The sequence below is a fragment of the Crateriforma conspicua genome, from assembly GCF_007752935.1.
GTDB lineage: Bacteria > Planctomycetota > Planctomycetia > Pirellulales > Pirellulaceae > Crateriforma > Crateriforma conspicua.
Genome location: NZ_CP036319.1, coordinates 4,586,804 through 4,610,200 on the forward strand (window position 1 = coordinate 4,586,804; position 23,397 = coordinate 4,610,200).

The window sequence follows — 23,397 nt, forward strand, 5'->3', positions numbered from 1 at the left end:
ATTGACGTTTTCGCGAGCGGACCCCAAGCATCCACTGGCTTTTTTTGCCGCCCGCTTTGTTTCAAACCGCCTTTCTCTGACGACGCAAAACGATCGCCATGTCCTCCGTCCCGTGGTGGCGTCGCTTCTATGCGACCGCCGTCTTTTATCCCACGCTTGCCTGGAACTACTTGCTGGGCCGCGTGCTGAAGACGCGTCGATGGTGGGACTTTGTCGACACCAACGTCATCGTCGGTGCTCGTCCATTTCCTCGCGATGTCAGCAATTTGAACGAGGCCGGAGTCCGTGCGGTGGTCAACACGTGCGAAGAATACGCCGGCCCGATCGTTGAATACGACCAGTTCGGCATTGATCAACTGCACATCCCGACGACCGACTTTACCCACCCACGCCTGGAAGACGTACGCATCGCGGTGGATTTCATTCAGTCCTATGTCAGCGAAAACAAGACGGTCTATGTGCACTGCAAAGCGGGGCGTGCACGCAGTGCGACCGTGGTGATGTGCTGGCTGATTCAGTACCGCGGCATGACTGCCGAACAGGCCCAGCAAGCTCTGCTAAAAGCACGGCCGCACGTCAATCCCCATCTGTATCGCCGGCCGGTCGTCACCCAGTTCGTTCAATCGCTGGGTGACGACGCTTCGGACCATTCACCGGCGGCGTCGACCGCCGTTACAGGGGAGCCTCACCGCTGACCGAAATCGGTTGCGGCATCCGTTGGATCGGTTGATCCATGGGGACACCCCCGGTGTAATCGTTTTGCACCGGCACCGGTTCGCCGACCGGGACGTCGCTGATGATCACTTCGTTGGGAACCACACCGGATTCCAGCATCGCACCATAGGCATAGCCGTAGTTCGGTCCCAACGGTTGACGTCGGATCGGAATACAGCATTCGTCTTCACAGCAGCCGCACAGGTTGGGGTTCTTGGTTCCCGGCAGGGTCAACAAGTATTCCGCATCCAGTTCGCCCGGATCCATCCACAATCCGTCCGGCGTCAGGTCCATCACACCAAGGTCAAAGTACAAGCCGCGACGGACGACTTCGTAGTTGACGTAGATGTTTAGCAACTGGTTTTGCGATGCCAGCAGAGCATCCAACGCTCGAATCGTATCCTGGGCGGCGGTGGGTCCGCTGTTCAATCCTCGGGCGTCACGCAACAGTCGGATGTCTTCGTTCAATTCGATCTGTGCCGCAGCAATTCGCACGGCTTGTCGACCGAGTTCGAAATTCAATCGGTTCTGTTGCAACTGGCGAACGGTGCTACGCATCAGACTCCAAATGCCGTCTTCGTATTGATAGTAGCTTCGTTTGGCTCGATCAAACTCAATCAACGACTGACGATACGTGTTGCGTTCTTGCAGTCGAGTGATGGGTGCATCCCACTGCAACCCGACTCGCAATCGTCCGGTGTCGCCACGCAGTGCGAACGGATTGTTGCCGACGTTTTGGACATCACCGCTGAAGACCACGTCCAGGCTGCTTTCCAAGTCATCCGCGTTGAATTCGATCAGACGCCACGAATCGACCAGCGATGCACGAGCATTGGCCCAGTCGCGGCGATTGACGCGAGCGATCTGGAACGCTTCGGCCGGATCAATTTCGATCTCGGGCAACAGCACACTTTCGACGCGGGCACGAGCCTGGATCAGCTGGACCGCCAAGACGTCGTCGCCCAGTTCGGCCAACAAGTCTTGGGATTCCAAAATGATTTCGTCACGCAATCGGACGGCCAAATCGGATTCGTCGCCGGCACCTTGATTGGCCAGCAAGTCTTCGATGCTTTCATCCAGAGCTTGGATCCGTTCGCCGTACGATTCCAAGCGTTCTTGCAACGCCGTGAAACGATCAGCCAGTTCGTCGGACAGTTCATCCAGTTCTTCGATTTCAAAGATCGACTCGTCGATTTCTTTGATGTTCAGCAGCGTGCAAATCTGTGCCTTTTCCTGTTCATACAGGTCGTACAGCGATTCGTTCTGGCTGCGTCGATCGGGCAACGTCTCGATGAACTGTGCCAAGTCCTCTTTGACCCGTGGCAAGTCGTCTTCCAGCAAGGTTTCTCGGAAATCGGCCAGCGGGTCGATCTGTTGTTTCAAATCACGCAGGAAGTCGGCAACCTTGGGCGTCCATTCGATCGTCGATTCGGGCAGCCCGGTTTCCTCGTTGATCACCGGCTTGGCGGTTTCCAACAAAGACACGTTCAACGCCCCGACATTGGTCCGCACGTCGACCAATTGTTCGCGTCGTCCACGCAGCTCGCGATCGATCAGTTCGAATCGCTTCAAGATCGGATCGTCGATTCGCACACAGATGTATGGCGGCAAACCAAGTTGGACCAGGAACCGATCCAGCGACGTTTGGTATCCGACCTTCTGTTGAACAAGCTGGCTTTGCGAGCTCAGCAGGGCCGAACGGGCCTGTGCGACTTGCAACCGTTGACGCACGATCGCTTCAGCGTCGTCGGGAATCGTGGTCAACAGTTCGACCAAGGTGTTTTCCAGCACCAGCAGGTTTTCGCTGAGCCGGGCGATGTTTTCTTCCAAGTTTTGGATCTGCAATTGGTCCTGCAACAAGCCCAGCAGACCACCGGCTTGGGGCACGCCACCGAAACCGGCAGCACCACCACCGCCCCCGGTCAGACCGGCAAATCCGCCACCCAGACCGGTGAAGCCGCTGAGTCCGACGCCGAAGACCCCACCACTACGTTGAACATTGCTTTCGGTCGATCGCCCGACGGTGATGTTCAGATAAAAGCTGCGACGATACCGCTCGAACGCCCGCACGTTGGATAGCAGACGACGTTCCGACAACGTCAGTCGTTCCAGCACACGGTCGCGGCCGGCGTTTCGCAGCAACGGTTGAATCAGCGAAAAATCCAGAACCGTCGATGCGCTTTGTGCGTTCGGGCCGCTCAGTTCCCAGACGATGCTGTTGGCCACGCCGGCGACCAATTCGCCGCCGGTCGCGAAGGACCGTTGTAACGCCAGGTTTCGTCGTCCGGTGCTGTAGGGACCAACTTCCAGACGAGTGCTGCTGTCGCTGCCACCGTTACGACGCCGGCCGTCGGCGGTCAGGAATGTCCGTGCCCCGCCGAAAAACTGGGTATCAAAGCGGAATCGTTCGCTGCTGACGTCCAGCGCGGACAGGTACAGTTGTTCCAGCTGCTGTTGATAGTCGGGCGAATGCAGCAGAGCCAACTGGACCGCCGTGTCGGCATTCAGCACCAGCACGCCGTTTTCGTCCAGGGGCAGGAATTGCCACCAGTCGGGACTTTCGGTGATGTTCGTTTGGCCCGCCGCATCCCACATCGGATATCCGCGTCGGCCGTCCACGCACTGCATGTACTTGTTGGACGCCGGGTCATCCAAAGGTGCCGGCTGAAAATCCGGATCAAACGGATTGAACATCCGGCTGCGACGATCCGGCAAAATGCCCAAACGGGTTTCCGGGGGTCGGGCGACCGTGCAAGCCTTTTCGCGAATCAGCTCGCTGACTTCTTGGTCTGCTTGCTTGCGGTAGAACTGCCGGTGGCAGCCGGCCGTTGGAACGATCGTTTGGATCAGGGCCAGCCCCAATATCAGACCGGAACGCAGTTTTGGTTTTTTCACGGCAATCGGCGGGGGCAGAAGGAGTGATAGAACGTCGTCGACCGACACAGACGGCACGACCGCCTCGTTCGCTTCTTCTGTTCGGTCCGATCGTGTGGGCCGCTTGATCGGTGAATGTGGTCTGACCGGCCGAACCCCACCCAAGTGGTTCCGGTGGTTCGGGCTGTACCGGTTGTGCGACAACTCGCCGGAAAATTGCTGCACATTCGCACCCTGGCGATTTCGCGTCATCGGGGACATTTTGGGCGACCGATTGGCCCGTCCCGGCGGGCAAACGGATGCGGCCCGCTGTCGGATTGGCGCAGAACCCCGTACAGTTGGCACAACCGGTCCAACGAATGGCGGGCGCGAAAGATGGCGGCGAAACGCCCGCAGAGGCGGAGAAAAGCTTGACGCTACAAATACCCCAATTTACTATCCGGACTGGCCTTTTCTCCGCGTTTTGGCGGCCTTTCTGATCCTCTGGTGCCCGACGCGGTGCATCGCTTGTCCAACCCGCTCGGCGGGCCCCCCACGCCACGGTCGTTTCATGCAGTACGTCATCCTCGCCGTCCTGGTCATTCTGGTCATCGCATTCTTTGTGATGGTCTGGAAGGCTTCCCCATACTGGCGGTGGTACGCCCTGACGACCGCGTCGTTGACGATGATCCTGGCGGTCGTGTTCATCTTCCCGACGGCCATCGTGCTGAAAAGCCGATCCGCCTGGCACAAAATCAAGGAAGATCTGGAAACGCGTTATGACGGGGCGGTGGCCCAGCAAAAGGTGCTGAATTTCGGTGATCCCACCGACCCGACCGCCGGCCCCGGCGCGGTCGACCTGAACCAGCAATTGGCCCAACTGGGCACCGAAGCCGGTCGTCACTGGCGGGGGCTTCGCGTCGGCAATATCCAAGACCGCGCGATCACGCTGGTCCAGCCGCCGCGTCCCGAAGACGATCCGGCCGCCGCTGGCGATGACAACGCACAAGCCGCCGCCGATGGTGCCCAGCAGACCCTGGTCCCCGGCGAACTGGTCGTCCATGCCTTCGCCGACCAACCGCGTCCAGGTTTCGAATTTCCAGTTCCCAATTTTTACTTGGGTGAATTTCGCGTCACCGCCAGCGATGCGAACACCGTGACGATCGAACCCACCACCCCGCTTCAACCGCAACAAGAACAGGTCATCGGCAATCGCCAAGCGGTCGGCTGGTCCCTGTACGAAATGCTGCCGCTGGACGGTCACCAGATCTTCATCGCCGCCGGCAGCGAACCGGACGACGAAAACCTGTTCGGCCGACCGGACGAAGAATTGATCCGCAGCTTGCTGGGCGACAGCGTCAGCGAAGAAATCTTGCAGTCCTATCTGCGAGACGGTTCGCGTGCGACGCCCGAGGATCCGATCGAAACGGTTTGGAACAAGATTGAGTTCTTGAAGCCGTACACGTTGGATGTGGACAGCCCCACACAATCCGGTGTCCTGCAAGGCGGGTTCTTTGACGGCAGCGGACGAGCCCTGGACAGCCGGCTTCAGCACGGCGGCGAAAAAGGCGTTCAGTTCAAACAGGGTGACCAGTTGGTCGTCAAGCAGGAGGCCGCGGAGAAACTGTTCGACGAAGACGTCGCCAAATTGATCGACAAGTACTACGTCCGGCCGCTGAACGATTACCGATTCGGGATCCGAAATATTCGGTTGCGATTAAAAGAATTGGCGATGCGAAAGGCGGAATTGGAATTCGAAAACAACGTGCTGCAAGAAGCCACACGGTCCAGCCAAAACCTGTTGGTCGAATACCAGGACGAGGCGTTGAAGTTGGAACAAGACTTGGCCCAAACCCGAATCGAAACCGAGGCGATCACCGACTACATCCAGACCCTGGAGAGTCGCGTCAAAGAAACACGCGAAACCCTGGTCCGGTTGTATCGCAGCAACCAGGAGATCGAAAACGAGATCCAACGGGTCTACGCCTCGCTGAATTGACGCGAATCGATCGACCAAGATTCGTCGAACACTCTCGATTCGATCCGCAACCAAACGAAAACGCGGGACGCACCCGATGGACGCGTCCCGCGTTTTTTGTTTCGTAATGGTCACTGTTTCGCGGGGCGCATCTTCCCGCGATTCGCGCTGGATCAGACCGGACGCTCGGTCGATTCCATCAATGCACTCAGGTACAAGCCCGTGACGGCGGGTTCACGCTGGACCTGTTTCATGTGTTCGTAGAACGCTCCCATGATGTCACGACGGGAAATCTGTCCCAACAGACGTCCGTAGTCATCCAAAACGGGCAAACGCCGGCATGCGGCATCCAAAAACGTTTGGGCGATCGTCAGCAGATCCGTCTCCGCACTGATGACCGGAGGGCTGGCATCCACGAACGACATCAAATTTGACGATGGCAGTCCGTCGTAGGTCGCGTCGACGACAAATCGCATACACGATTTTTCGGAAAAGATCCCTAGGAATTGACGATCCTCGTCCACAACCGGCGCGCCGGAAATCCTGCGTTTCAACAACACGTTCAACGCGTCGATAACTTCCATGTCTGGCGAAAGGGTGACCAGATTGGAAACCATCAAGTCACGGGCGGTGATCGTATGCATCATGGGCTTGGGGCTCCGGTGAAAAGGCTTGTAACGGAAGACCGAATCTCGCGTCGCAGGACGCAATCTTGAGTCAACGAACATTTCAAAAGATCAACGTCAGTGCATCGCAGCGATTGATGGGTCGCCGCATCGCACTAAACGCAATGTTGCGGCGAATGCCGAATCGCGGTCAAGAAAATTTAGGCGTTCATTCTTCCACCCCGTCCGCCGCGGCATCGATACGAATCCCGTCGCGGTGGCAATGAATCGGGCCGTCATCGAACGCCGGCACGACGCCCAGACTCACACGGAACGGCTTCCGCAAACCACCATCGGACAAAGACTTACGTCACCGCCGCCGCAACGCCATCGGCAGCGGGGCGGACAACCGAGCGGTGGATCGGCTATGCTGCCCGCGGGGGTGAAATGCCCAGTTGTGAAAGTTCTCACAAAGCGAAGGAATTGACCGTTATGTTTGGCCGTTGGGTGCAAATCGAGTTCGAATGTCTGCCCCTGCGCAGCGTGTCACGCTTCGACGTTCCGGTGGACGCATCGCCGAAATACGAGGCCTTTGTCCAACGGGTTAAAAATGCGATCGACAAACACGGTTCGCACAACACGTATTACCTGCATCAGGGTCTGTGCGTCTATCACCTGACCAATGATCCGGCCCACGGCGAGGTCAGTTTCGAATTCGAAGGCGTGGCGATGACCGACAAGACCGATCGTAAGACTCGGTCGGTTGACTTGATCACCCAATTGCGTGGTGAAACCTGTACGTGGCTGAACGAACCGATCGTCGAATTCTTGGCCGAAAGCGTCAAACACAGCGTGCTGGTGGAATTTGATCGCTATATCGAAGCCGGTGATTTGGAAAAGACACGTCAACGGATCGCGGAGATCGAAAAACAGGCCGAAGAAAGCGGCGGATTCGTTGGGATGTACCTTTAGGACGCTGACACTGGCATCGAACACTTTCGATGCACCGTCAAATCAAAGCGTCACCGGTTTCACCGACCACGCCACGTCTGTTGCCAAGCACCCGTGCCATTTTGCGCCAGTCACTGATGATTCGGTCGTAGGCAAACAACGCGGCGCACAGTCCCGCAATGCTGGCCAAAACCGCGACCAGCATCACCCCGCGGGCGATGACGTCTCGCGACAGCAACAACATCAATCCGATCAACGGAATCACCGCTGCGGCCAACAAAAACACAACGCCTTGGGTGGCCACGCGTTTGCCGCGGGCTTCGAATTTCGGGTCGGTCAAGCGATCACGCTGGAACCTTGGGTAATAGACCTTGGTGACCAGCCACAGCATTCCGAAATACGGATACACCGCAGCAACGCCGCCGCAGATCAGCAGCGACATGAAAAAGTGCATCGCTTCGGTGCGGTCGAACGACGGGAACCACCATCGTAGCATCGTCGGATAGATGGCCCCGGCAATGATCCAAAGAGAACCACCAATGATGGCCGCCTGACGTCCCAAACGAAGCGACGCATCGACCTCTGTTTCGGTAACCGGTTGTCGCCTGGCAACCCGCCGAACCGCCATCACCACGGGTCTGGTGAAGTAAACCAGCAAAGCCGCACCGGTCGGAAACGCGATCGTGTTGACGCTGAACGCCAGCATTTCAAAGGCCCCCTGAAACGAAGGTTCAAGGGACGAATAACGCTGGATGATCTGTTGCTGGTTGTAAAAATAGTTGAAGACACCGGCGGCGATGTTGGGCGTCAAAATCACCGCTGCGGCCAACCACCGTGGCGACCACCGCATCAAACGACGGCGGTAGCTGGATGGTGGCGGATCAAAGATCCCCGCGACCTCCGGATGCAGTGCCAATTTCAAGTGGGCTTCCAAGCGTGCGCCGGCCGCGATGCGAATTTTCGAATCATGATGCAATGCGTCGCGTAGTGCCGATTCCAGCACCCGTTCGCTGGGATCATCGCATCGAACCGGTTCGGCAAGCGGTTGGTCCCGCGATTCGCATTGCTGTTGCAGCATCTCGGTCCAGGACGACGCTTGCCGTGGCACCTGAAACGGTCGATGCCCCTGCCACAATTCCCAAAGCATCACCGCCAGGGAATAAAAATCCGCTTCGGTTCCCACACGTTTTTGATCATCGGGGTCACAGGTTCGCACCGCGTTCAGGTGTTCCGGTGCCATGTAGGCGATGGATCCACCAAAGTTGGCGGCTGCTCCCGCACGTCCCGCGGCACCGGCAAAGCTGACGTTGAAATCCGCCAGCTTCGGGACCCCTTCTGCGGTTAACAACACGTTGGCAGGTTTAACGTCGCGGTGAAGCACGCCTCTTTCGTGGGCGGCCCGCAATGCCGCCGACAATTGGATACCGATCCAAGCAACGACGGCCGCCCATCGTGTTTCGGCCAACCACTGACGCAGGCTGGAACGTTCGGGCACCTGTTGGGTCGCCTGCAACAATTGCTGGTCGATGCACCGGAGCAACCACTTGCCCGTCGGTGTTTCCCCGGGTGCTGCCGCGGATCCGTCCCGGACGACTTTGACCACATCGGCAAGCGTCCCCCCGGGGACGTACTGCATGTACAACAAATGGACTTCGCCGTCGTCGTTGCATTCCGGACAGACCGTCATGCGTTGGTCATAGACACGCACGATGTTGGGGTGGTCCAACTGCGCCAGCGTCTGGGATTCGGCGCCGGTCCCGCGCGACACTTTCAACGCCACCAATCGCTGCATCGAATTTTGCCGGGCCAAATAGACCTGGGCAAACGCGCCCTTGCCCAATTCGCGAATGATCGAAAAATCGTCCACCGTCGTACCGGCCGGCAACGACTGTGGCGCTCGTGTTTTCACGGCCGCTGATGTCGCCTCCACCTCACTGCCCAGCGGCAAATCCAAATTGGCAAGATGCGGAAACCTCTGTTCCAAAGGCTGCGGCGGGCGTTTACCGAGCGACTGCAATAACTGGCGTTCCTCCATCACCAGATCCAGCGACACCGATTCGCGTGACAGCGGAGGTGACAAACCATCGATGTAGTCTTCGATGCTGCGAATCGAACCTGATTCGGCATCAATGGCCATGTCCATCTTGATCATTTCCGTCAGCAACAGCGGATGGTGCTGGACGGGCAACTGCGACGGAATAAGCTCCAGCAATTCCGCAGGCCGTTGCACCGGAGCCCGCTGGGCGACCGAATCGAGGCAGCCTTCCAAGTACCGATCCAGAACCTGCAGGGAGTGTTCCGCAGGCGGCGCCGAGGGTGTGGTGGTTTCCGATCCTTGGCCCGATCCCAACGACATGACGGCGAACGTTCCTGAAATGGTCGGAAGACGGAAAAATAGGGCAGACTTGCAATCACGGGCGGTTTCGCCGCACACCCATGGTGGACGACCGACCGCCAATACAGGTTAGACTGTATGCGGAAATGATTTTTTGTCCGATGGGCCTGGGAATCAAGCAAGGAACGTCCGAATGAGCGAATCGGAAGCGTTCGAACCGATCGACGGTGATGATACGGATCTGACCGAACGAATTTGCCAGCATGACAGCGACGCGTTGGCCGAACTGATGCGGCGTAGAGAAAATTCGTTGAAAGGTTTCGTCCGATCCCTGTGCAGCGACCGGTTGCTGTCCGTTGTCGAAGTCGACGATCTGTACCAGGAAATCAGTGCCGCGGCCATCAGCAGTTTGGCGACCGCGCCGCTGGACCAGTACACGCCGGTGCAGTGGTTACAGCAACTGGCGCGGCGTCGCGTGGTTGATGCCCACCGATTCCATTTCGAAGCCCAGCGACGCGACGCCGGTCGCCAAAGTTCGCTACAGGCCGGTGCCGACGACCAGAAAGGCGGCCTGGAGGCATTGTTGGCGGCCAGTTTTACGACGGCCAGCGCGGCGTTTTCCCGGGATATCCGCATGATCCGTCTACAGGAGGCGATCGACGAATTGGGTGACGAAGCCCGCCAAGCGGTGATGATGCGATACAGTCGCGGGTTGCCTTCCAAGGAGATTGCCGAGCAGTTGGGAAAGACGGATGCTTCGGTCCGTGTCTTGCTGTCACGCAGCCTTCGCCAGCTGGAAAAAAAGCTCTCCGATGTCCGACCGACTCGCTAGCCGACCGTCCGATTTGGCCGCTGCCTGATCTTGCCGACAACGGCGGAAACGGGGCGGGACGCGGCGATTTTCAATTCCGCCATTCTCCGCGAAACCGGACCGGCGTCGCAGGGGTTATTATTCTGGACGTGATCGGCACATCCGCCGTGACGTTCTTCTGCATCTTTGCCTTCCCCACCCCTCCCTGTCATTTCTGACAAAAGGTAACTCGAAAGATGAACAAAGCTTTCATCGCAGCCTTGGCCTGCGCCCTTGGTTGCTGTCTGTCCCTGACATCCGCATCGGCCGACGACGCGACTGCCGCCAAAGGCAAAAAGACAAAGGCGGGCCAACGCGGCACCGTCCAAATGGTCATGAACAAGATCAAGGCCGCGGAACTGACCGCCGAACAACAAGCCAAGTACGACCAATTGGCCGAAGGTTTGAAAAAGGAACTGGCCACGATCCGCGCAGCCGGATTGACCAATGAGATCAACAAACAACGCACCCAGCTGACCGCCAAACTGCGGAAAGAAAACGCAAGCCGCAAGGAAATCCTGGCTGCGGTTTCGGAGACTTTCAGCGATGACGTTGTGGCACTGATCAACAAAGCCACCAAAGCCAACGCGGATTTCCGTAAGGCTGCCTATGGTTTGTTGACCGAAGAACAATTGGCCAAGCTTCCCGAAGAGACTCAGAAGCAAATCAGCACCGCGCTGAAGCCGAAGAATCAGGGCAAAGGCAAGAACAAGGGCAACGGCCAAAAGAAACGAAAAGGCAACAAGAAAGCCGAAGCGGCGAACTGATCGCTTTCGCATCGATCACCCGGTCTGGCTTGTCCACACCGAAAGCAAGCAACGCATGCCGGCACATCGTCGGCATGCGTTTTTGTTTGCAACAAAGTTCAACCAACGTTGCAACTTCATGGACGTCGCGGCGTTAACTAGCCGAAATCGGCAACGCCAAGACCGGCCGGGTCAACCGTGCGAATGGATGTCCGATGAGTCAAACGCGTCGGGCAACAATTGCGACAGCTTGCGTATCTGTCGCTGGTTGTCGATCACATCGATGGTGATGACGGTGATATCCATGCCGAATTCGGCCAGAAACTGGCGACACGCACCACAGGGCATCGCGCCGCCAATACTGGCGATCGCGACGGCACGCCAAGTCCGATACCCCTGGGATACCGCCGCCGATGCGGCGACGCGTTCGGCACAGATGGTCAACGAATAGCTGGCGTTTTCCACATTGCATCCGCCGACTATTTTTCCATCGCCCATCAGCAACGCTGCGCCGACATAAAAATGACTGTGCGGCGCGTACGCTTGATCGCGTGCTTCAATCGCAGCCAAGACCAGGCGATCGATTTCGGCCTGCTTCAATTCATTCATCGGGGGCACACTGCCGGGGTCAAGCGATGCTTATTCGAAAGGATATCGGCGAATCAACAGAGGGCGTTTCTCCACTTGCTGCTGACGAATCACGATGGCTTCGTGGACCCTTTGAATATACCGCACGTCTGGTTCGCCGTCTTGATACAGCGTTGCGATCGGCTGGCCCGTTTCGACACGACTTCCAACCCGCCCATGCACATCCAACCCAACCGTTGCATCGATCACGTCGTCGACCTTTTGTCGCCCCCCACCCATCACTGCGACAATTCGAGCCAGCTCGATCGCATCGATCTGGGCGATCGTTCCTGATTCCGGGGCCGTGATCACGTGGGCGTCGGCAAGTGCCAGACGTTCGGGCAAACGCCCGCCCTGGGCATGCACCATTTGTTGGAATTTTTCCATCGCCGAACCGTCATCCAACAAACGCGTCAAAACGCTTCGCGCTTGATCGACATCGGTGGCAAGTCCACCTTGAACCAACAAGATTTCGGCGGAGGCAAGCGTGAGTTCACGGACCTCATCGGGACCGCCGCCGTCCAGTACGTCCAACGATTCATTGACTTCGTTCGCGTTGCCAATCGAACGCCCCAGCGGCTGGTTCATGTCGGAAAGAATGGCCGCGGTCGGCAAGCCCGAATCTGTCCCGACGCGGATCAATGATCGAGCCAGCGATTCGGCCTGTTCCACCGATGTCATGAATGCGCCACGCCCGACCTTCACGTCAATCAGCAAAGCATCCAGTGTCGCAGCCAACTTTTTCGACAGGATGCTGGCCGTGATCAATGGAATCGAATCGATCGTCGCGGTGACGTCCCGCAAGGCATACAGCCGGCGGTCGCCCGGCGCGATCGATGCGTCGGCGCCGACGATACAGGCACCGACTTGCTTCAGAACTTCGTTACGACGTGCCGCCGACAGGTCGATTTGGAATCCGGGAATCGATTCCAGCTTGTCCAGCGTGCCACCGGTGTGCCCCAGTCCGCGGCCGCTGATCATCGGGACTTCCGCCCCGGCGGCGGCCAGCAACGGTGCCAAAATCAGCGAAATCTTGTCGCCGACGCCGCCGGTGCTGTGCTTGTCCAGCCGGGGGCGATCGGTCAGGCGATCGAAACAATCGCCGCTGTCGACCATCGCCGCGGTCAGTGCGGATGTTTCCGCATCGGTCATTCCGTTGATGCGAACGGCCATGGCAAAGGCCGACATCTGATAATCGGCAACGTCACCGCGAACGAATCCTTCGATCAGCGATCGAATTTCTTCCCCCGACAGTTCGGCGGCATCCCGTTTGGTGGCCAGCAGATCAGTTATCATAGGACGCGAGTGCCACCGGCCAGGCGGCTTGCCGGACGCATCGGACCATTCGTCCGGGGGCGACCGATGGCCGCCGTCAGAAATGTTCGCATCAACAGTTTTTTCATCAAATGAGTTTGCGCCGGCGTGATAGTGATCGTGGAACGGCGGCATCGACGGGCCGCCAGATCCATTCGGGTCCTCCCAGAATAAAACACAGCCGGCCGGATTTCCTACCTTCGAAACTGAATTTCCCCGCCATGAAAAATTTGAATCACTCCATTTCGCGTCGTTCGTTTCTAGCCGCCGCATCTTCGGCCACCGTGACTCTTGCCACCTCCAACGCGGCGATGGCGGCGGGCAGCGAAGTCCGACTGGCGATTCTCGGAGCCGGATGGCGTGGCGGACAGTTGGCCGGTTCCTTTTCCAAAGCCAATGGATGCCGAATCGTTGCCGTGGCCGATCCCGATATCCGGTTGGCCGAGGAACTAGCAGAGAAGCACGGTGCCACGGCGCACCAGGACCTACGCCATGTGATGGACGACGAAAACGTCGACGCGGTCGTCGTGGCGACGTGCAATCATTGGCATTGCCTGGCATCGATCTGGGCGATCAACGCCGGCAAGGACGTCTATGTCGAAAAACCGCTGTCGCACAGCCAGTGGGAAGGTGCAAAGGTTGTCGAAGCCGCCAAACGGTCCGGCCAGATCGTGCAGATCGGAACGCAGCAACGCAGTGACCCCATGCAGGCGGAAGCCAAAGCATTCCTGCATCAAGAGAAAGCCCTTGGCGACGTCCAGTACGTGATCGCCGCACGCATGGGCCAACGTGCACCGATCGGAATCCGCGACACACCGCTGACGATCGACAAGGAAGTGGATTACGACCTGTGGTGCGGTCCGGCTTCGAAAGAAAAGATCTATCGCGACAAGCTGCACTACGATTGGCACTGGGACTGGAACACCGGCAGCGGTGAAATGGGCAACTGGGGCGTCCACATTTTGGACGACGTCCGTAACGTTGCCTATCAAGACCAGGTCAGCACCCCGACGGCCGTCACCGCCGCGGGCGGTCGCGTCGCCTGGGACGACGCGGGGAACACGCCCAACTTGCACGTGGCGATTTTGGAAACGGAAATGTTCCCGACCTACATCGCGCTCAGCAATCTTGCGGCGACTCCGGGCGGCAAAGGCGGCTGGAAACTGCGTGCCGGTCTGCCCGCCAATCTGCCGGGCAGCGGATACGCGGTCGTTTGCGACGGCGGCACCTATTTCGGCCAACGCGGCCGCGGTCGGGCGATGGACGGAACCGGCAAAGTGATCAAAGAATTTGGCGTCAAGGGCGACAATGTTCTGCGTCACGTCCAAGCTTTCATCGACGCGGTGCAATCGCGTGACGAATCCAAGCTGAACGCACCGATCGAAAACGGTCACTACAGCACCGGGTGGTGCAACTTGGCCAATGTCGCAATCCGCGCCGCGGGATCCTTTGACGAAGCACGTTTGCACCAGGCCACCGATCAAGCCGCTTGGGAACGGATCTTGAATGAGATGCGTGATCAACTGATGGCGTTCGACGTGTCGCCCAGCAATTTGGTCCTCAGTGCCCGATTGGAACACGATCCCAAGACCGAAAGGTTTGTCGGTGACAATGCGGACGCCGGAAACCCGTTCCTGAAACGACAATACCGCCAAGGCTTTGAGATCGAAGGCTAGTCGATTCTGACGCCGGTCCCGAAGTTCGATCACTCGGATCGCGGCCTGGTATTTCGCAATGGCTTACGAAAAAAGGCCGACACAGCGCAATCTGTGTCGGCCTTTTGTTTTTTTAGACCTGGTGTCCGTCCGAAGATCCAAACAAAAACTTTGTTCGATCACGCGGCCATTGCCGAACAACTTTCTTGGCATGCACGGCAGGCATCGACGCACTGGTCCATGCCGCCGATCTGTTGGCAACTGTCGGCACAAACGCGACAGATTTCGGCACAGGCGCCGCAGTAGCGATCATGAAACGCACTGTGGCGGCTCATGAAATCGACACACGCCTGACACGCGGCAACACAGTCCAGCATGGCTTTGACGTGGTCCTGCTGGACATGCGGCCCGCCTTCGACCAGACATGTTTCGGTCAACATTTGGCTGCACGTTGTTTGACAATGTTGGCAGTTTTCAATGCACTGCTGCATCGTTGCGGTTGCTTGGCTCATATGGTTTCTCCCTTCAGAAACGCGATGGTTGGCTAAAACGATCGATTGACTTGTCAGTCCAACGGTCGCAAAGGCCATGCCATCCAACGCCAAGCAAATTCCCGAGAATCTCGATGGGGCGTTCGCCCCGTTCAACCACCAACCGGTGAACAGATCTCGATCAAAAAACCGTTGGCGTCTCTGACGTAGCTGATCGTTTGGCCCCAGGGTTTGTCCGCCGGAGGTCGAACCGCCGCCGCGCCGCCTTGGATGGCCTTTTCATACGCCGCTTCAACGTCGTCCGTTACCAGCGCGATTTCGATCGCCGGTGGCGAACGATCCGGTCGGACTTTGGCATAATCGAACTCGTGAGAATCGGCCAACGTCTCCGATGCAAAGGCCAGTACGGTTTGACCGGTTTCCATTTCCGCATAGTCGTTGCCTTCGGCGCTGTGACGAAATCGACATTCCATACCGAAAGCCGTCTCATAAAAGCCGATGGTCGATTCCACGTCCCGGACGTACAGAATCACGTAACCCAGTTTCATAGCGTTTTCCAATCAAGAGTTTGCACCGGAGTCGTCCGCATCACGCGGCACCAAAAAGCTTAGGTGGTGGGCCGCGTGGATCCACATGAAATCTCTCCACCGATCGACCGGCGGGTCTTCTAGCAGCGGATAGTCTTTCATGGGGCCTGGAAAGTCCTGGGCCCGCCGCACCGCTGCGATGCAGGCGTTGATGACCGCTTCGTCTTCATCCGCGTCTCCCGCAGCGGCATCCAATTCGACCGGACGCAACATCTTCAGCGTGGGGGCGCCGGCCGGGAGACTGCGTTTCTTCAGCGCGCGATCAAACGCCCACTGGATCACCGTCTTGCGCAGAATCCATGGCAACCGGAATCCGAATCCGTCCATCCCCCCGGTCATCGTTTTTTCCAAGTGCTGGCAAATCTGGGTCAGATTCCAGTTCCCCGCACGCCGGTAACCGTGATGGTGCAAATGCTGGATGTCGTCGATGACCGCATTCCCATCGCTGAAGTCTATTTTTCGACGTTCGACTTTCATGAAGCACCTTGTTTCCGTGACGACTTTGGTCGTGACAACTGCATCGGCATTGCAAAGAACCCAACCTGCCAGCGAATAGTACCGCGTTGATCCAACACCAATCGTTTTCGACCGGATTCGACGCAACACGCTCGATCTTGGTCGACCGCCCCGGCCGATGATGGCAACAGTCCCTCTTTTTAACGTTCGGGGTGGTCATGCACGCGCAATGAACAAGGCAGCCGAGATGAATGAGCTAAGAAAATTACAGTTCGATGACCTGGAGGACGCCACCGACGAAGCAACGCGTTTGCTGCAAACCGGTTATCAGGCGAAAGGGCGATGGACACTGGGCCAGATTTGTCGCCACCTGCGATTGGTCCAAGATCCCAGTATTGACGGGTATCCATGGTGGATGTCGGCGTTCGCTTTCCTGCGGCCAGTGATGCGACGTACCCTGTTGCCGAAGATCTTGACCACCGATTCACCACGTGGGATTCCGACGTCGCCGCCATTTCAACCGGGCGCTGACCTGGACGATGCGTTGGAGGTCGAACGTTTTGCCGCCAGCGTTGTTCGGTTGAAAAACCACAACGGACCTTTCGCACCCCACCCCGCTTTCGGCAAACTGGAACGCGAGCGTCTGTTACAAGTCCACACCGCTCATGCGGCTCACCATTTGCGATTTCTGGATCCCGATGAACCAAACACCCACTGACGCATCATTGCCCGTGGATCGGCCATCGGTGATCCGGCAAGTACGCGGTATCGTCATTGATCGCATGTCAGGCCAGGGTGCCGGACACGACGCCGACCACGTACTGCGAGTCTGGCGAACGGCGCGTTGGATCCAACGTCAAACCGGCGGAGATGCCTTTGTGGTGGAATTGGCCGCGCTGTTGCACGACATCGGCGACGCAAAATTTCACCAGGGAATCGAACGCAGCGGCGTGCTGTCAAAGCACATCCTGGCGACGTTTTCAGTTCCCGCTGACGTCGTCGATCAGGTGGTTCACATCGTCGACAATATTTCGTTTCGCAAAGCCGCCGATCCGAACACCCTGTCGATCGAAGCAAAAATCGTCCAAGACGCCGATCGATTGGACGCACTGGGTGCGATCGGAATCGTGCGGACGATCGAATACGGCGCGGTCAAAGGCCAACCGTTTCATCGCCCGGGATGCGATGATCCTTCCAAATCGGGCATCGGCCACTTTCACGAAAAGCTGTTCAAGCTGCGTGGCCTGTTGAACACCGAAGCCGCGAAACAGATCGCCGAAGAACGCGAAACGTTCATGCGAGACTTCTTGGCGCAGTTCCTTAGCGAATGCGACACCGCCGGCGACGACGCTGGAACCGGCGTGACCGATCCGGCGGACGTTTAACGCAGGTTTTGCTTGACCAAGTTGGTGATCGTCGAACCGCTGCTGATTTCGCCGACCACGGTCGTCCGCGGAAAGACCAGCTTGGGCAAGGTTCCGGCGCCCGATTCTTTGTACAGAAACACCGTCTTGGCGATGTAGTCCGACGGGGTCTTGCTGGCCATACGCTGATTGAATTGTTCGGCGCCGATCAATTCAATCGCCTTCGCACGGGCTTCACCGGCGGACCGCTGTTGCGACATCAAAAAGTCGTGGAACTGTTGAAACTTTTCTCGGTCGGCCAACCAGACCGCGACAGCCATCTTGGCGACGTCACAGCGGTGGGCTCCGGCGGGATCGTTGCTGGTCGCCGCGTCGTTGCAAGATCGGTGCAACGGTGTGGGCAGAGCCACGACCGCTAGATCCAAGCCATCTTTCTCTACCGCTTCGCGGATTGCTTTGCAGGTCGAACGACAATGGGTGCATGTGTAGTCGAACATGGCGACGACGACGTACTTTGCATCCAGATCACCGTACAACGGCCACTGGGCAATGTTCAATTGGCGGCGGCCCGACGAAACCGGGACCAGCCGGGGTTCTTCCTTTTCTTCTTCGTCACCATCCGCGGCGACCACACCCATCAACGAAAGCCAGGGTGATGCGGCAGCCCAGGCGAATCGCCCGCTGTCGGCCGGATGATCGGCAGGCGTTGATGCGGAATCTTGAACCGGAGCGTTGAAGACCGGCGGGCCGTTCGCGGGCGCTTCGAAGACGGGCAGTTCATCGGCCGGCGGTTGGGTGGGTTCCGCGTCATCGACCGCCGGGGCATCAAATAAACCGGGCGTCGATTCGGTCGGGGCATCAAAGACGCCGGGTGCCGAAAAGACGTCGTCCCCGGTTGCGGATCCGGGCGCGTCAAAGGTCGCCGGTGCACCGAAGACATCGTCGGATGACTGCCCCGGTTCGGTCAGTAAGGGCGGCAATTCGTCATGAGTTTCGATGCGGAACGTCTGCGGCGGCTCCGATTGCCACTGGATCAGTGTCAACGTTCCAACCGCGGCGACCCCCATGGCAGTCACCATCAACAGCCGTTTCCAGGGCAGCCGCAATCCCGGTACCACCACCAAGGTGGTCAGCACGCTGCACGCATGAGTGGTGCAGCAGTAGAAGCAAAATTTTTGCATGTAGAACTGCAAGGCCACGAACCAGATGGCTGATACCGTTGCCGTCATCAGCAAGAAGGCCAGGGCACTGCGCTGCAGCAGCGACGCCCGCGGCGACAACGTGCCGGCGGCTAGCAAACCCAAAACGGCGATGTAGACCCCCGCGGCGAACAAGCCGACGGGCAAGCCGAAGACTTTCGACCAACGGCTGGTTAGCACGTGATTGCAATCAAACGTGCTGCCGTCACAGCCGGCGACGGTCGAACCGGTCAATCCTGACCAGGCCAAATACAAGCTTAGGACCAGACCGCTGAACGCCAATAAACTGGCCGTCGCGACCACGGCGACGTGAAACCGCTTGGCCCACATCGGTGACGACAGGGCGGACGAGGAAATTTCCGGGGCAGGGCTTGGCCTTCCTGGCATCATGGTGTCTTTCTCTTGGGAAAGGGAGCCAAGGTTGCGGTGGGACGACATGGTGTAACTCGCGCAGTGAAACGGGAGTCTCGCAGACCGCTATCGGCGAGATCAAGTGGAACACAACAGAAAATCGGCGGCCGGCCCCGATGTCGGCCCGCCGATGTTTCTTTTGCGTCATCGGCCGTTAGGCGCTTCCCAGTTCAACGTCGATCCGTTCTTCATCGGCGGCTTCACGCAGTTTCACCAACGCTCGGGCTTCCAGTTGGCGAATTCTTTCCTTCGTCACACCCATCTTTTCGCCGACTTCTTTCAGGGTCAGCGGTTCGCTGCCGCGTCCCAGTCCGAAGCGGGCGGAAATGATCTGTTGTTCCCTTTCGTCCAGACGATTCAGGATTTTCGACAGTTCGCGTTTGCGTCGCAGGTGCGCCGATTCCTCGACGTACGGATCCATCCGGTCGTCCTGACGCAGCAAGAACAATTCTTCGGTGGTCGTTCGGAAACGGTCCCGATGCTTGAACTCGCTGGGAATCGTGCGGGCGAAGTTTTTCATGATCGCCCACGACGCATAGGTGCTGAACTTGTTTCCACGCGAGTAGTCAAACTTTTCCACCGCGCGGATCAGTGACATGTTGCCGTCGCTGATCAACGTGAACAGGTCATCGACCTTGGCCACGTGTCGCTTGGCGATCGAAACCACCAAACGAAGGTTGCTTTGCACGATCAGGTTCTTCACCTTCACGGCTTCTTCATACAGTTGATTAATGCGATCGATTCGCTCGGTCTTGGACATCGAATCGTCGCTGTTCCAGCGGTTGTCGGACAATTGTTCCCGCAACCGGCTGGCTTGGTGCTTCAGATAGTTCATCTTGCGGAACAGGTGGTATTCCTGTTCGCGGGTCAGCAGTGGCACGTCGTAAAGGGCGGCCAAGTAGCTGGGAAGATCGGCGGGCGGACGCACCTTTCGCGCGGCCTTGGCCGGTTCCGGCGTTTCGCCCAAGAATTCCGCGTCGCGGCCCGGCTGGTCAAAGTCTTCGTTGTAGATGTAGTCCAGCGGCAGTTCGAACACGCACTGCACCCGAACGTCCAACAGTAGACGGTTGATGCTGGCGCGGGACCGATTGAACCGCTTGCAAAGTTGGCTGACGGTCATGCCTTGGCTGTGCATCCGGAACAGCGTCCGCTTGTCGTCGTCGGTCAGCGTGTCGCGATGGCTGGGGAAAATCGCCAGCGACTTGTGATCGGCGTCGAAGTTCTTCAGCGTGTAACGGATCGTTTCCGGGCTGCGTCCCATCTGTTCGGCGATTTGCCGGGTCACTTCGGCCGGCGTCGCACCGCCTTCGACCAATTGACGTGCTCGTTCGACGATCTCGCTTTTCTCTTCGTCACTCAGCTGACTGAAACGTTCCCCACGGCGAACCTTTTCCCGGTTCTGTTGGCTGAAGTGTTCAATGCTGGTGTGCAGGAAACCGACGCGTTTGCGTCCGTCGACGACATATTTCCGGCTGACCAGTCCGGCGTTTCGCCAGCGACTGATCGTCTTGGTGGATACACGAAACATCCGTGCCAAGTCCTTCAGTGTGTGGACCGGCTGGGCGACTTGTTCGACCGGGATTTCGGCCGCTTCGGTCAGGTCTTCGATCATTTGCCGCAAGTCATGTCGCAGGTCGACGCCGGCGATATTGTGACGGCTGGGGTTTTCCGGCCGAAACTTGGTCAAACGAAAGTAGACAAAGTCGTACGCGTACTGACGGTCTTCGGTGACGTCGTTATGCAGCGACTCCGCGGCATCTGCCAATTCCGACTTGTTCGCCTTGGGCGAAAAGCGGATCAGTTGGTCACGAAGTTCCTTGACTTTTGCGTCGCGATAAGTCGTATGCATCGCGGTATCCTCCCAGTGCTGCGATCGGTAACGAAAGCGAATTTCCATGCGACCCCGGCGGGCCGCTCGTTCCAACCACAAATGTTTCCCGGGGACCATCCGAATCCTGTGGACGGTACGGGGGTGAGCGACTCCTTGTCGCTCGCCTCATTAAAACCTACGCGTCAAGCGTCGGGTGTGGCCTGTTTTCCAGTATCTGACACGGCTGTGACACGTCTGGTCACACTCTTTGCACCACTAACGGGGGTGTAAGCCCGACATGGCTGCCAATCGGACTGAAAAACTGTCCGGCGAGATGAGTAGAAAATTTGGGGCCAAAACCAAAAAATATTTTTCCTTTGCCCTCACCATCCGACGCGTCGATCGCGTTTTCATGCCGCTTTGGACAGAAAACTCGTCCGGCGGGTTCATCGGTGGGGCCCGGTTTACCGCCCAGATGTCTTGAAACTTTTCCAAGTCGTTGCAACTTTTTCCAGTCTCATTCCGAGACATCCTGTTCAAATTTCGCACAGTGTGACGAAGGCGGTGGAGCCACCACAGCGGTCTCCCCACGATCAGGGGAAGCAGGACCAAGCAGGCAAAATCGATTCAACCCGATCAACCGGTCTGGACGATTGAACTGGAGTAACCGCAGGACCGCCGCGTCTCATCACGTGGGCGGCGTGTCCAGACCTGTCGCCCTGAAAACGTGGATTGCCGAACATGTCGTCACGTCCGTCACTGCCCCAAACGTCCACGCATCAAGCTTCCACCGATGGCCGGGCCGTCACTGGCCGGGCCGTCACTGGTCGGGCCGTCACTGGTCGGGCCGCGGATCGTCCAGCCGCCGCGTCGATTGACCGACGACGATTCGCCATCGCGACCGCTGCGATGGCGGCGGCTTGCATCGGTCGGACGTCCGATGCGGCACCGTCGCCGCAAGCGGGGCAGATTTCGCTGGTCGAAAACCCCGACGTGGATTTGTTCCGCGTCCGCTTGGCGATCAACGTTCAGGGGAACGTGAATTTGCCGTCCGACCCGCTGGTGTCCAAACGCAGCATGACGAAGCTGCCGATCCAAAGCGACGCGGTCTTTGATTACGAAGAACGCTACCGGTGGCCGACCGATGCGAAACCAGGTTCGCCGGTAATGGGGCTGGAACGGTATTACCACGAAGCGGTCAGTTCCGGCACGCTGAGCAAGAACGACATCTCCTTTGGCTTGCGACCGGCGGTCCGCCAAACCCTGGTCCGTCGCGATATGCTGCCGGAAACCATTTACTGTGGCGACGATTACTTGACCCACGAGGAACTGGGGCTGATCCGGACGCCTGTTTCCGCGGTTCAGCTGGGCGACCTGTTGCCGCTGACCGCGGTGGCCAAGGGCGATCAATACGAAGTCAATCGCGGCACGATCGGTAACCTGTTGAACCTTTCGTCGGTGGATGACGGGAAGGTCGAAAACAAGATCGAAGACATCGACGACGCGATCGCCAAGATCACGATGAGCGGGAAGATCGATGGATCCATCGACGGCGTCCCGACGCTGGTGCGGCTGGTCGGCAAGATGACGTTTGACCGCAAACAGAACGTCTGCAATTGGTTGGCGTTGGCGCTTCACGAGACGCGGGACATCGGCAAGGCCGAGCCCGGATTCGACGTGCAGGCCAAGATCCGGATGATCCGCCAACCGATGCCCCGGCCGGCCGGGCTGCCCGCCAAACCCGTGGCGATGGACCTGACACGCCCCGTGCCGGGGAACCAAACCCTGGTGTTGCTGCACAGCGACGCCTTGTCGGTGACGGCGTTGATGGACCGCCGATGGCGGATGATCAGCGACCGCCCCGGTGCGGCAATGATGCGGATGATCGACCAGGAATCCAGCATGGGTCAGTGCAACTTGAAGCCGCTGGTCCGATTACCCGAAGGCAAGACGTGGACCTTGGCCCAGTTGCAACAAGACGTGCGACGATCTCTGGGCGATCGGATGACGCGTTTCTTGCGAGACGACCGGATGACCAGCGCCAGCGGCATCGAAACGATGCAACTGATCGCCGCGGGAACCGTCGAAGGGGTCGAAGTCCGCTGGATCGTCCAACACCATGCCGCCCCCAGCGGACGTCGCCTGCTGGCCACATTCACGACCGATGCGGACAGTTTTGACGCCATGGCGGGCAGCGAAGTCCAGCTGGCCAGCACCCTGGAATTCGTCGCTCCGGTCCCCACCGGGGATGCCGAAGACGACGCCAAGGCCGACCCATCCGGCGATGTCACCCTGGCGGCACCGGAACCAGCGACGAAAGTGGCCGATGCGGGGGCCGCAGATTCGTTATCGTCGGCAAGCGATTTGCGCTGATCCCAGGGGGCCGCTGGGGCCGAGGTGTGGAAACCGAAACGGGGTCGATTAGACTGCGGAGTGAAATCTGGATCCGAA

General features: G+C 58.4%; 19 protein-coding genes. 9 read left to right on the top strand and 10 right to left on the bottom strand.

Annotation, left to right across the window (positions count from 1 at the left end; genetic code table 11):
* Window positions 1-98 precede the first annotated feature (98 nt).
* Window positions 99-695, top strand: a complete 597-nt coding sequence (locus Mal65_RS16750; RefSeq protein WP_145300038.1) for a dual specificity protein phosphatase family protein — start codon at window positions 99-101, stop codon at window positions 693-695.
* On the opposite strand, the gene Mal65_RS16755 is transcribed toward Mal65_RS16750, so the two are convergent.
* On the bottom strand, window positions 673-3,609 hold the full coding sequence (locus Mal65_RS16755) for a TolC family protein (protein ID WP_196784239.1): 2,937 nt from the start codon (window positions 3,607-3,609) through the stop codon (window positions 673-675). The two genes, Mal65_RS16750 and Mal65_RS16755, sit on opposite strands and share 23 nt — an antisense overlap.
* A gap of 529 nt (window positions 3,610-4,138) precedes the next feature.
* On the opposite strand from Mal65_RS16755, the gene Mal65_RS16760 reads away from it, so the two are divergent.
* Window positions 4,139-5,566 (top strand): hypothetical protein, encoded by a 1,428-nt coding sequence (locus Mal65_RS16760; RefSeq protein WP_145300041.1) that lies wholly within the window; start codon window positions 4,139-4,141, stop codon window positions 5,564-5,566.
* A gap of 152 nt (window positions 5,567-5,718) precedes the next feature.
* On the opposite strand, the gene Mal65_RS16765 is transcribed toward Mal65_RS16760, so the two are convergent.
* The gene (locus tag Mal65_RS16765) at window positions 5,719-6,192 is read right to left on the bottom strand and encodes a CBS domain-containing protein (RefSeq protein WP_196784240.1); all 474 of its coding nucleotides are present in this window, start codon (window positions 6,190-6,192) and stop codon (window positions 5,719-5,721) included.
* A 450-nt stretch (window positions 6,193-6,642) separates the two neighbouring features.
* Between Mal65_RS16765 and Mal65_RS16770 the strand changes: the two genes are divergently transcribed.
* A complete protein-coding gene (locus Mal65_RS16770; protein WP_145300044.1) occupies window positions 6,643-7,122 on the top strand; it encodes a hypothetical protein in 480 nt (159 codons plus the stop codon).
* Window positions 7,123-7,159: 37 nt separating this feature from the next.
* On the opposite strand, the gene Mal65_RS16775 is transcribed toward Mal65_RS16770, so the two are convergent.
* A complete protein-coding gene (locus tag Mal65_RS16775; RefSeq protein WP_145300047.1) occupies window positions 7,160-9,457 on the bottom strand; it encodes a serine/threonine-protein kinase in 2,298 nt (765 codons plus the stop codon).
* Between the two features lie 172 nt (window positions 9,458-9,629).
* On the opposite strand from Mal65_RS16775, the gene Mal65_RS16780 reads away from it, so the two are divergent.
* Together Mal65_RS16780 and Mal65_RS16785 are read left to right on the top strand one after the other, a co-directional pair.
* Window positions 9,630-10,268 carry an RNA polymerase sigma factor gene (locus Mal65_RS16780; RefSeq protein WP_145300050.1) on the top strand — a complete coding sequence of 213 codons (639 nt, stop codon included), beginning with the start codon at window positions 9,630-9,632 and terminating at the stop codon, window positions 10,266-10,268.
* A 215-nt stretch (window positions 10,269-10,483) separates the two neighbouring features.
* On the top strand, window positions 10,484-11,053 hold the full coding sequence (locus tag Mal65_RS16785; protein ID WP_145300052.1) for a hypothetical protein: 570 nt from the start codon (window positions 10,484-10,486) through the stop codon (window positions 11,051-11,053).
* 171 nt (window positions 11,054-11,224) lie between these two features.
* Here Mal65_RS16785 and Mal65_RS16790 read toward each other — a convergent pair whose 3' ends face one another.
* Entirely contained in the window at window positions 11,225-11,641 is a 417-nt protein-coding gene (locus Mal65_RS16790) for a cytidine deaminase (RefSeq protein ID WP_145300055.1), read from the bottom strand.
* A gap of 30 nt (window positions 11,642-11,671) precedes the next feature.
* On the bottom strand, window positions 11,672-12,955 hold the full coding sequence (locus tag Mal65_RS16795) for a thymidine phosphorylase (RefSeq protein WP_165701329.1): 1,284 nt from the start codon (window positions 12,953-12,955) through the stop codon (window positions 11,672-11,674).
* A gap of 239 nt (window positions 12,956-13,194) precedes the next feature.
* Between Mal65_RS16795 and Mal65_RS16800 the strand changes: the two genes are divergently transcribed.
* A complete protein-coding gene (locus Mal65_RS16800) occupies window positions 13,195-14,649 on the top strand; it encodes a Gfo/Idh/MocA family protein (protein WP_145300061.1) in 1,455 nt (484 codons plus the stop codon).
* A gap of 158 nt (window positions 14,650-14,807) precedes the next feature.
* Here Mal65_RS16800 and Mal65_RS16805 read toward each other — a convergent pair whose 3' ends face one another.
* The 3 genes from Mal65_RS16805 to Mal65_RS16815 all read right to left on the bottom strand — a co-directional run bounded on the left by Mal65_RS16805 (window position 14,808) and on the right by Mal65_RS16815 (window position 16,183).
* Window positions 14,808-15,140, bottom strand: coding sequence for a four-helix bundle copper-binding protein (locus tag Mal65_RS16805; protein ID WP_145300064.1), 333 nt, complete (start codon window positions 15,138-15,140; stop codon window positions 14,808-14,810).
* Between the two features lie 131 nt (window positions 15,141-15,271).
* Window positions 15,272-15,667: a VOC family protein gene (locus tag Mal65_RS16810; RefSeq protein ID WP_145300067.1), complete on the bottom strand. Its 396-nt coding sequence runs from the start codon at window positions 15,665-15,667 to the stop codon at window positions 15,272-15,274.
* Between the two features lie 12 nt (window positions 15,668-15,679).
* Window positions 15,680-16,183: a DUF1569 domain-containing protein gene (locus tag Mal65_RS16815; RefSeq protein ID WP_145300070.1), complete on the bottom strand. Its 504-nt coding sequence runs from the start codon at window positions 16,181-16,183 to the stop codon at window positions 15,680-15,682.
* A 226-nt stretch (window positions 16,184-16,409) separates the two neighbouring features.
* Between Mal65_RS16815 and Mal65_RS16820 the strand changes: the two genes are divergently transcribed.
* Window positions 16,410-16,880 (top strand): DUF1569 domain-containing protein, encoded by a 471-nt coding sequence (locus Mal65_RS16820; protein WP_145300073.1) that lies wholly within the window; start codon window positions 16,410-16,412, stop codon window positions 16,878-16,880.
* Window positions 16,861-17,547 (top strand): HD domain-containing protein, encoded by a 687-nt coding sequence (locus Mal65_RS16825; RefSeq protein WP_145300076.1) that lies wholly within the window; start codon window positions 16,861-16,863, stop codon window positions 17,545-17,547. Before Mal65_RS16820 ends, Mal65_RS16825 begins: the two co-directional genes overlap by 20 nt.
* Here the strand turns inward: Mal65_RS16825 and Mal65_RS16830 are convergent.
* Entirely contained in the window at window positions 17,544-19,115 is a 1,572-nt protein-coding gene (locus Mal65_RS16830) for a vitamin K epoxide reductase family protein (RefSeq protein WP_165701330.1), read from the bottom strand. The genes Mal65_RS16825 and Mal65_RS16830 overlap by 4 nt on opposite strands.
* A gap of 175 nt (window positions 19,116-19,290) precedes the next feature.
* Window positions 19,291-20,985 (bottom strand): sigma-70 family RNA polymerase sigma factor, encoded by a 1,695-nt coding sequence (locus Mal65_RS16835; protein WP_145300081.1) that lies wholly within the window; start codon window positions 20,983-20,985, stop codon window positions 19,291-19,293.
* A 702-nt stretch (window positions 20,986-21,687) separates the two neighbouring features.
* Here Mal65_RS16835 and Mal65_RS16840 point away from each other — a divergent pair.
* Entirely contained in the window at window positions 21,688-23,319 is a 1,632-nt protein-coding gene (locus Mal65_RS16840) for a hypothetical protein (RefSeq protein WP_145300084.1), read from the top strand.
* Window positions 23,320-23,397 lie beyond the last annotated feature (78 nt).

Coding starts and splice junctions, on each gene's coding strand:
- Mal65_RS16750 (WP_145300038.1), top strand. CDS start 99: ATGTCCTCCGTCCCGTGGTGGCGTCGCTTCTATGCGACCGCCGTCTTT.
- Mal65_RS16760 (WP_145300041.1), top strand. CDS start 4,139: ATGCAGTACGTCATCCTCGCCGTCCTGGTCATTCTGGTCATCGCATTC.
- Mal65_RS16765 (WP_196784240.1), bottom strand. CDS start 6,192: ATGATGCATACGATCACCGCCCGTGACTTGATGGTTTCCAATCTGGTC.
- Mal65_RS16770 (WP_145300044.1), top strand. CDS start 6,643: ATGTTTGGCCGTTGGGTGCAAATCGAGTTCGAATGTCTGCCCCTGCGC.
- Mal65_RS16775 (WP_145300047.1), bottom strand. CDS start 9,457: ATGTCGTTGGGATCGGGCCAAGGATCGGAAACCACCACACCCTCGGCG.
- Mal65_RS16780 (WP_145300050.1), top strand. CDS start 9,630: ATGAGCGAATCGGAAGCGTTCGAACCGATCGACGGTGATGATACGGAT.
- Mal65_RS16785 (WP_145300052.1), top strand. CDS start 10,484: ATGAACAAAGCTTTCATCGCAGCCTTGGCCTGCGCCCTTGGTTGCTGT.
- Mal65_RS16790 (WP_145300055.1), bottom strand. CDS start 11,641: ATGAATGAATTGAAGCAGGCCGAAATCGATCGCCTGGTCTTGGCTGCG.
- Mal65_RS16795 (WP_165701329.1), bottom strand. CDS start 12,955: ATGATAACTGATCTGCTGGCCACCAAACGGGATGCCGCCGAACTGTCG.
- Mal65_RS16800 (WP_145300061.1), top strand. CDS start 13,195: ATGAAAAATTTGAATCACTCCATTTCGCGTCGTTCGTTTCTAGCCGCC.
- Mal65_RS16805 (WP_145300064.1), bottom strand. CDS start 15,140: ATGAGCCAAGCAACCGCAACGATGCAGCAGTGCATTGAAAACTGCCAA.
- Mal65_RS16810 (WP_145300067.1), bottom strand. CDS start 15,667: ATGAAACTGGGTTACGTGATTCTGTACGTCCGGGACGTGGAATCGACC.
- Mal65_RS16815 (WP_145300070.1), bottom strand. CDS start 16,183: ATGAAAGTCGAACGTCGAAAAATAGACTTCAGCGATGGGAATGCGGTC.
- Mal65_RS16820 (WP_145300073.1), top strand. CDS start 16,410: ATGAATGAGCTAAGAAAATTACAGTTCGATGACCTGGAGGACGCCACC.
- Mal65_RS16825 (WP_145300076.1), top strand. CDS start 16,861: ATGAACCAAACACCCACTGACGCATCATTGCCCGTGGATCGGCCATCG.
- Mal65_RS16830 (WP_165701330.1), bottom strand. CDS start 19,115: ATGATGCCAGGAAGGCCAAGCCCTGCCCCGGAAATTTCCTCGTCCGCC.
- Mal65_RS16835 (WP_145300081.1), bottom strand. CDS start 20,985: ATGCATACGACTTATCGCGACGCAAAAGTCAAGGAACTTCGTGACCAA.
- Mal65_RS16840 (WP_145300084.1), top strand. CDS start 21,688: ATGTCGTCACGTCCGTCACTGCCCCAAACGTCCACGCATCAAGCTTCC.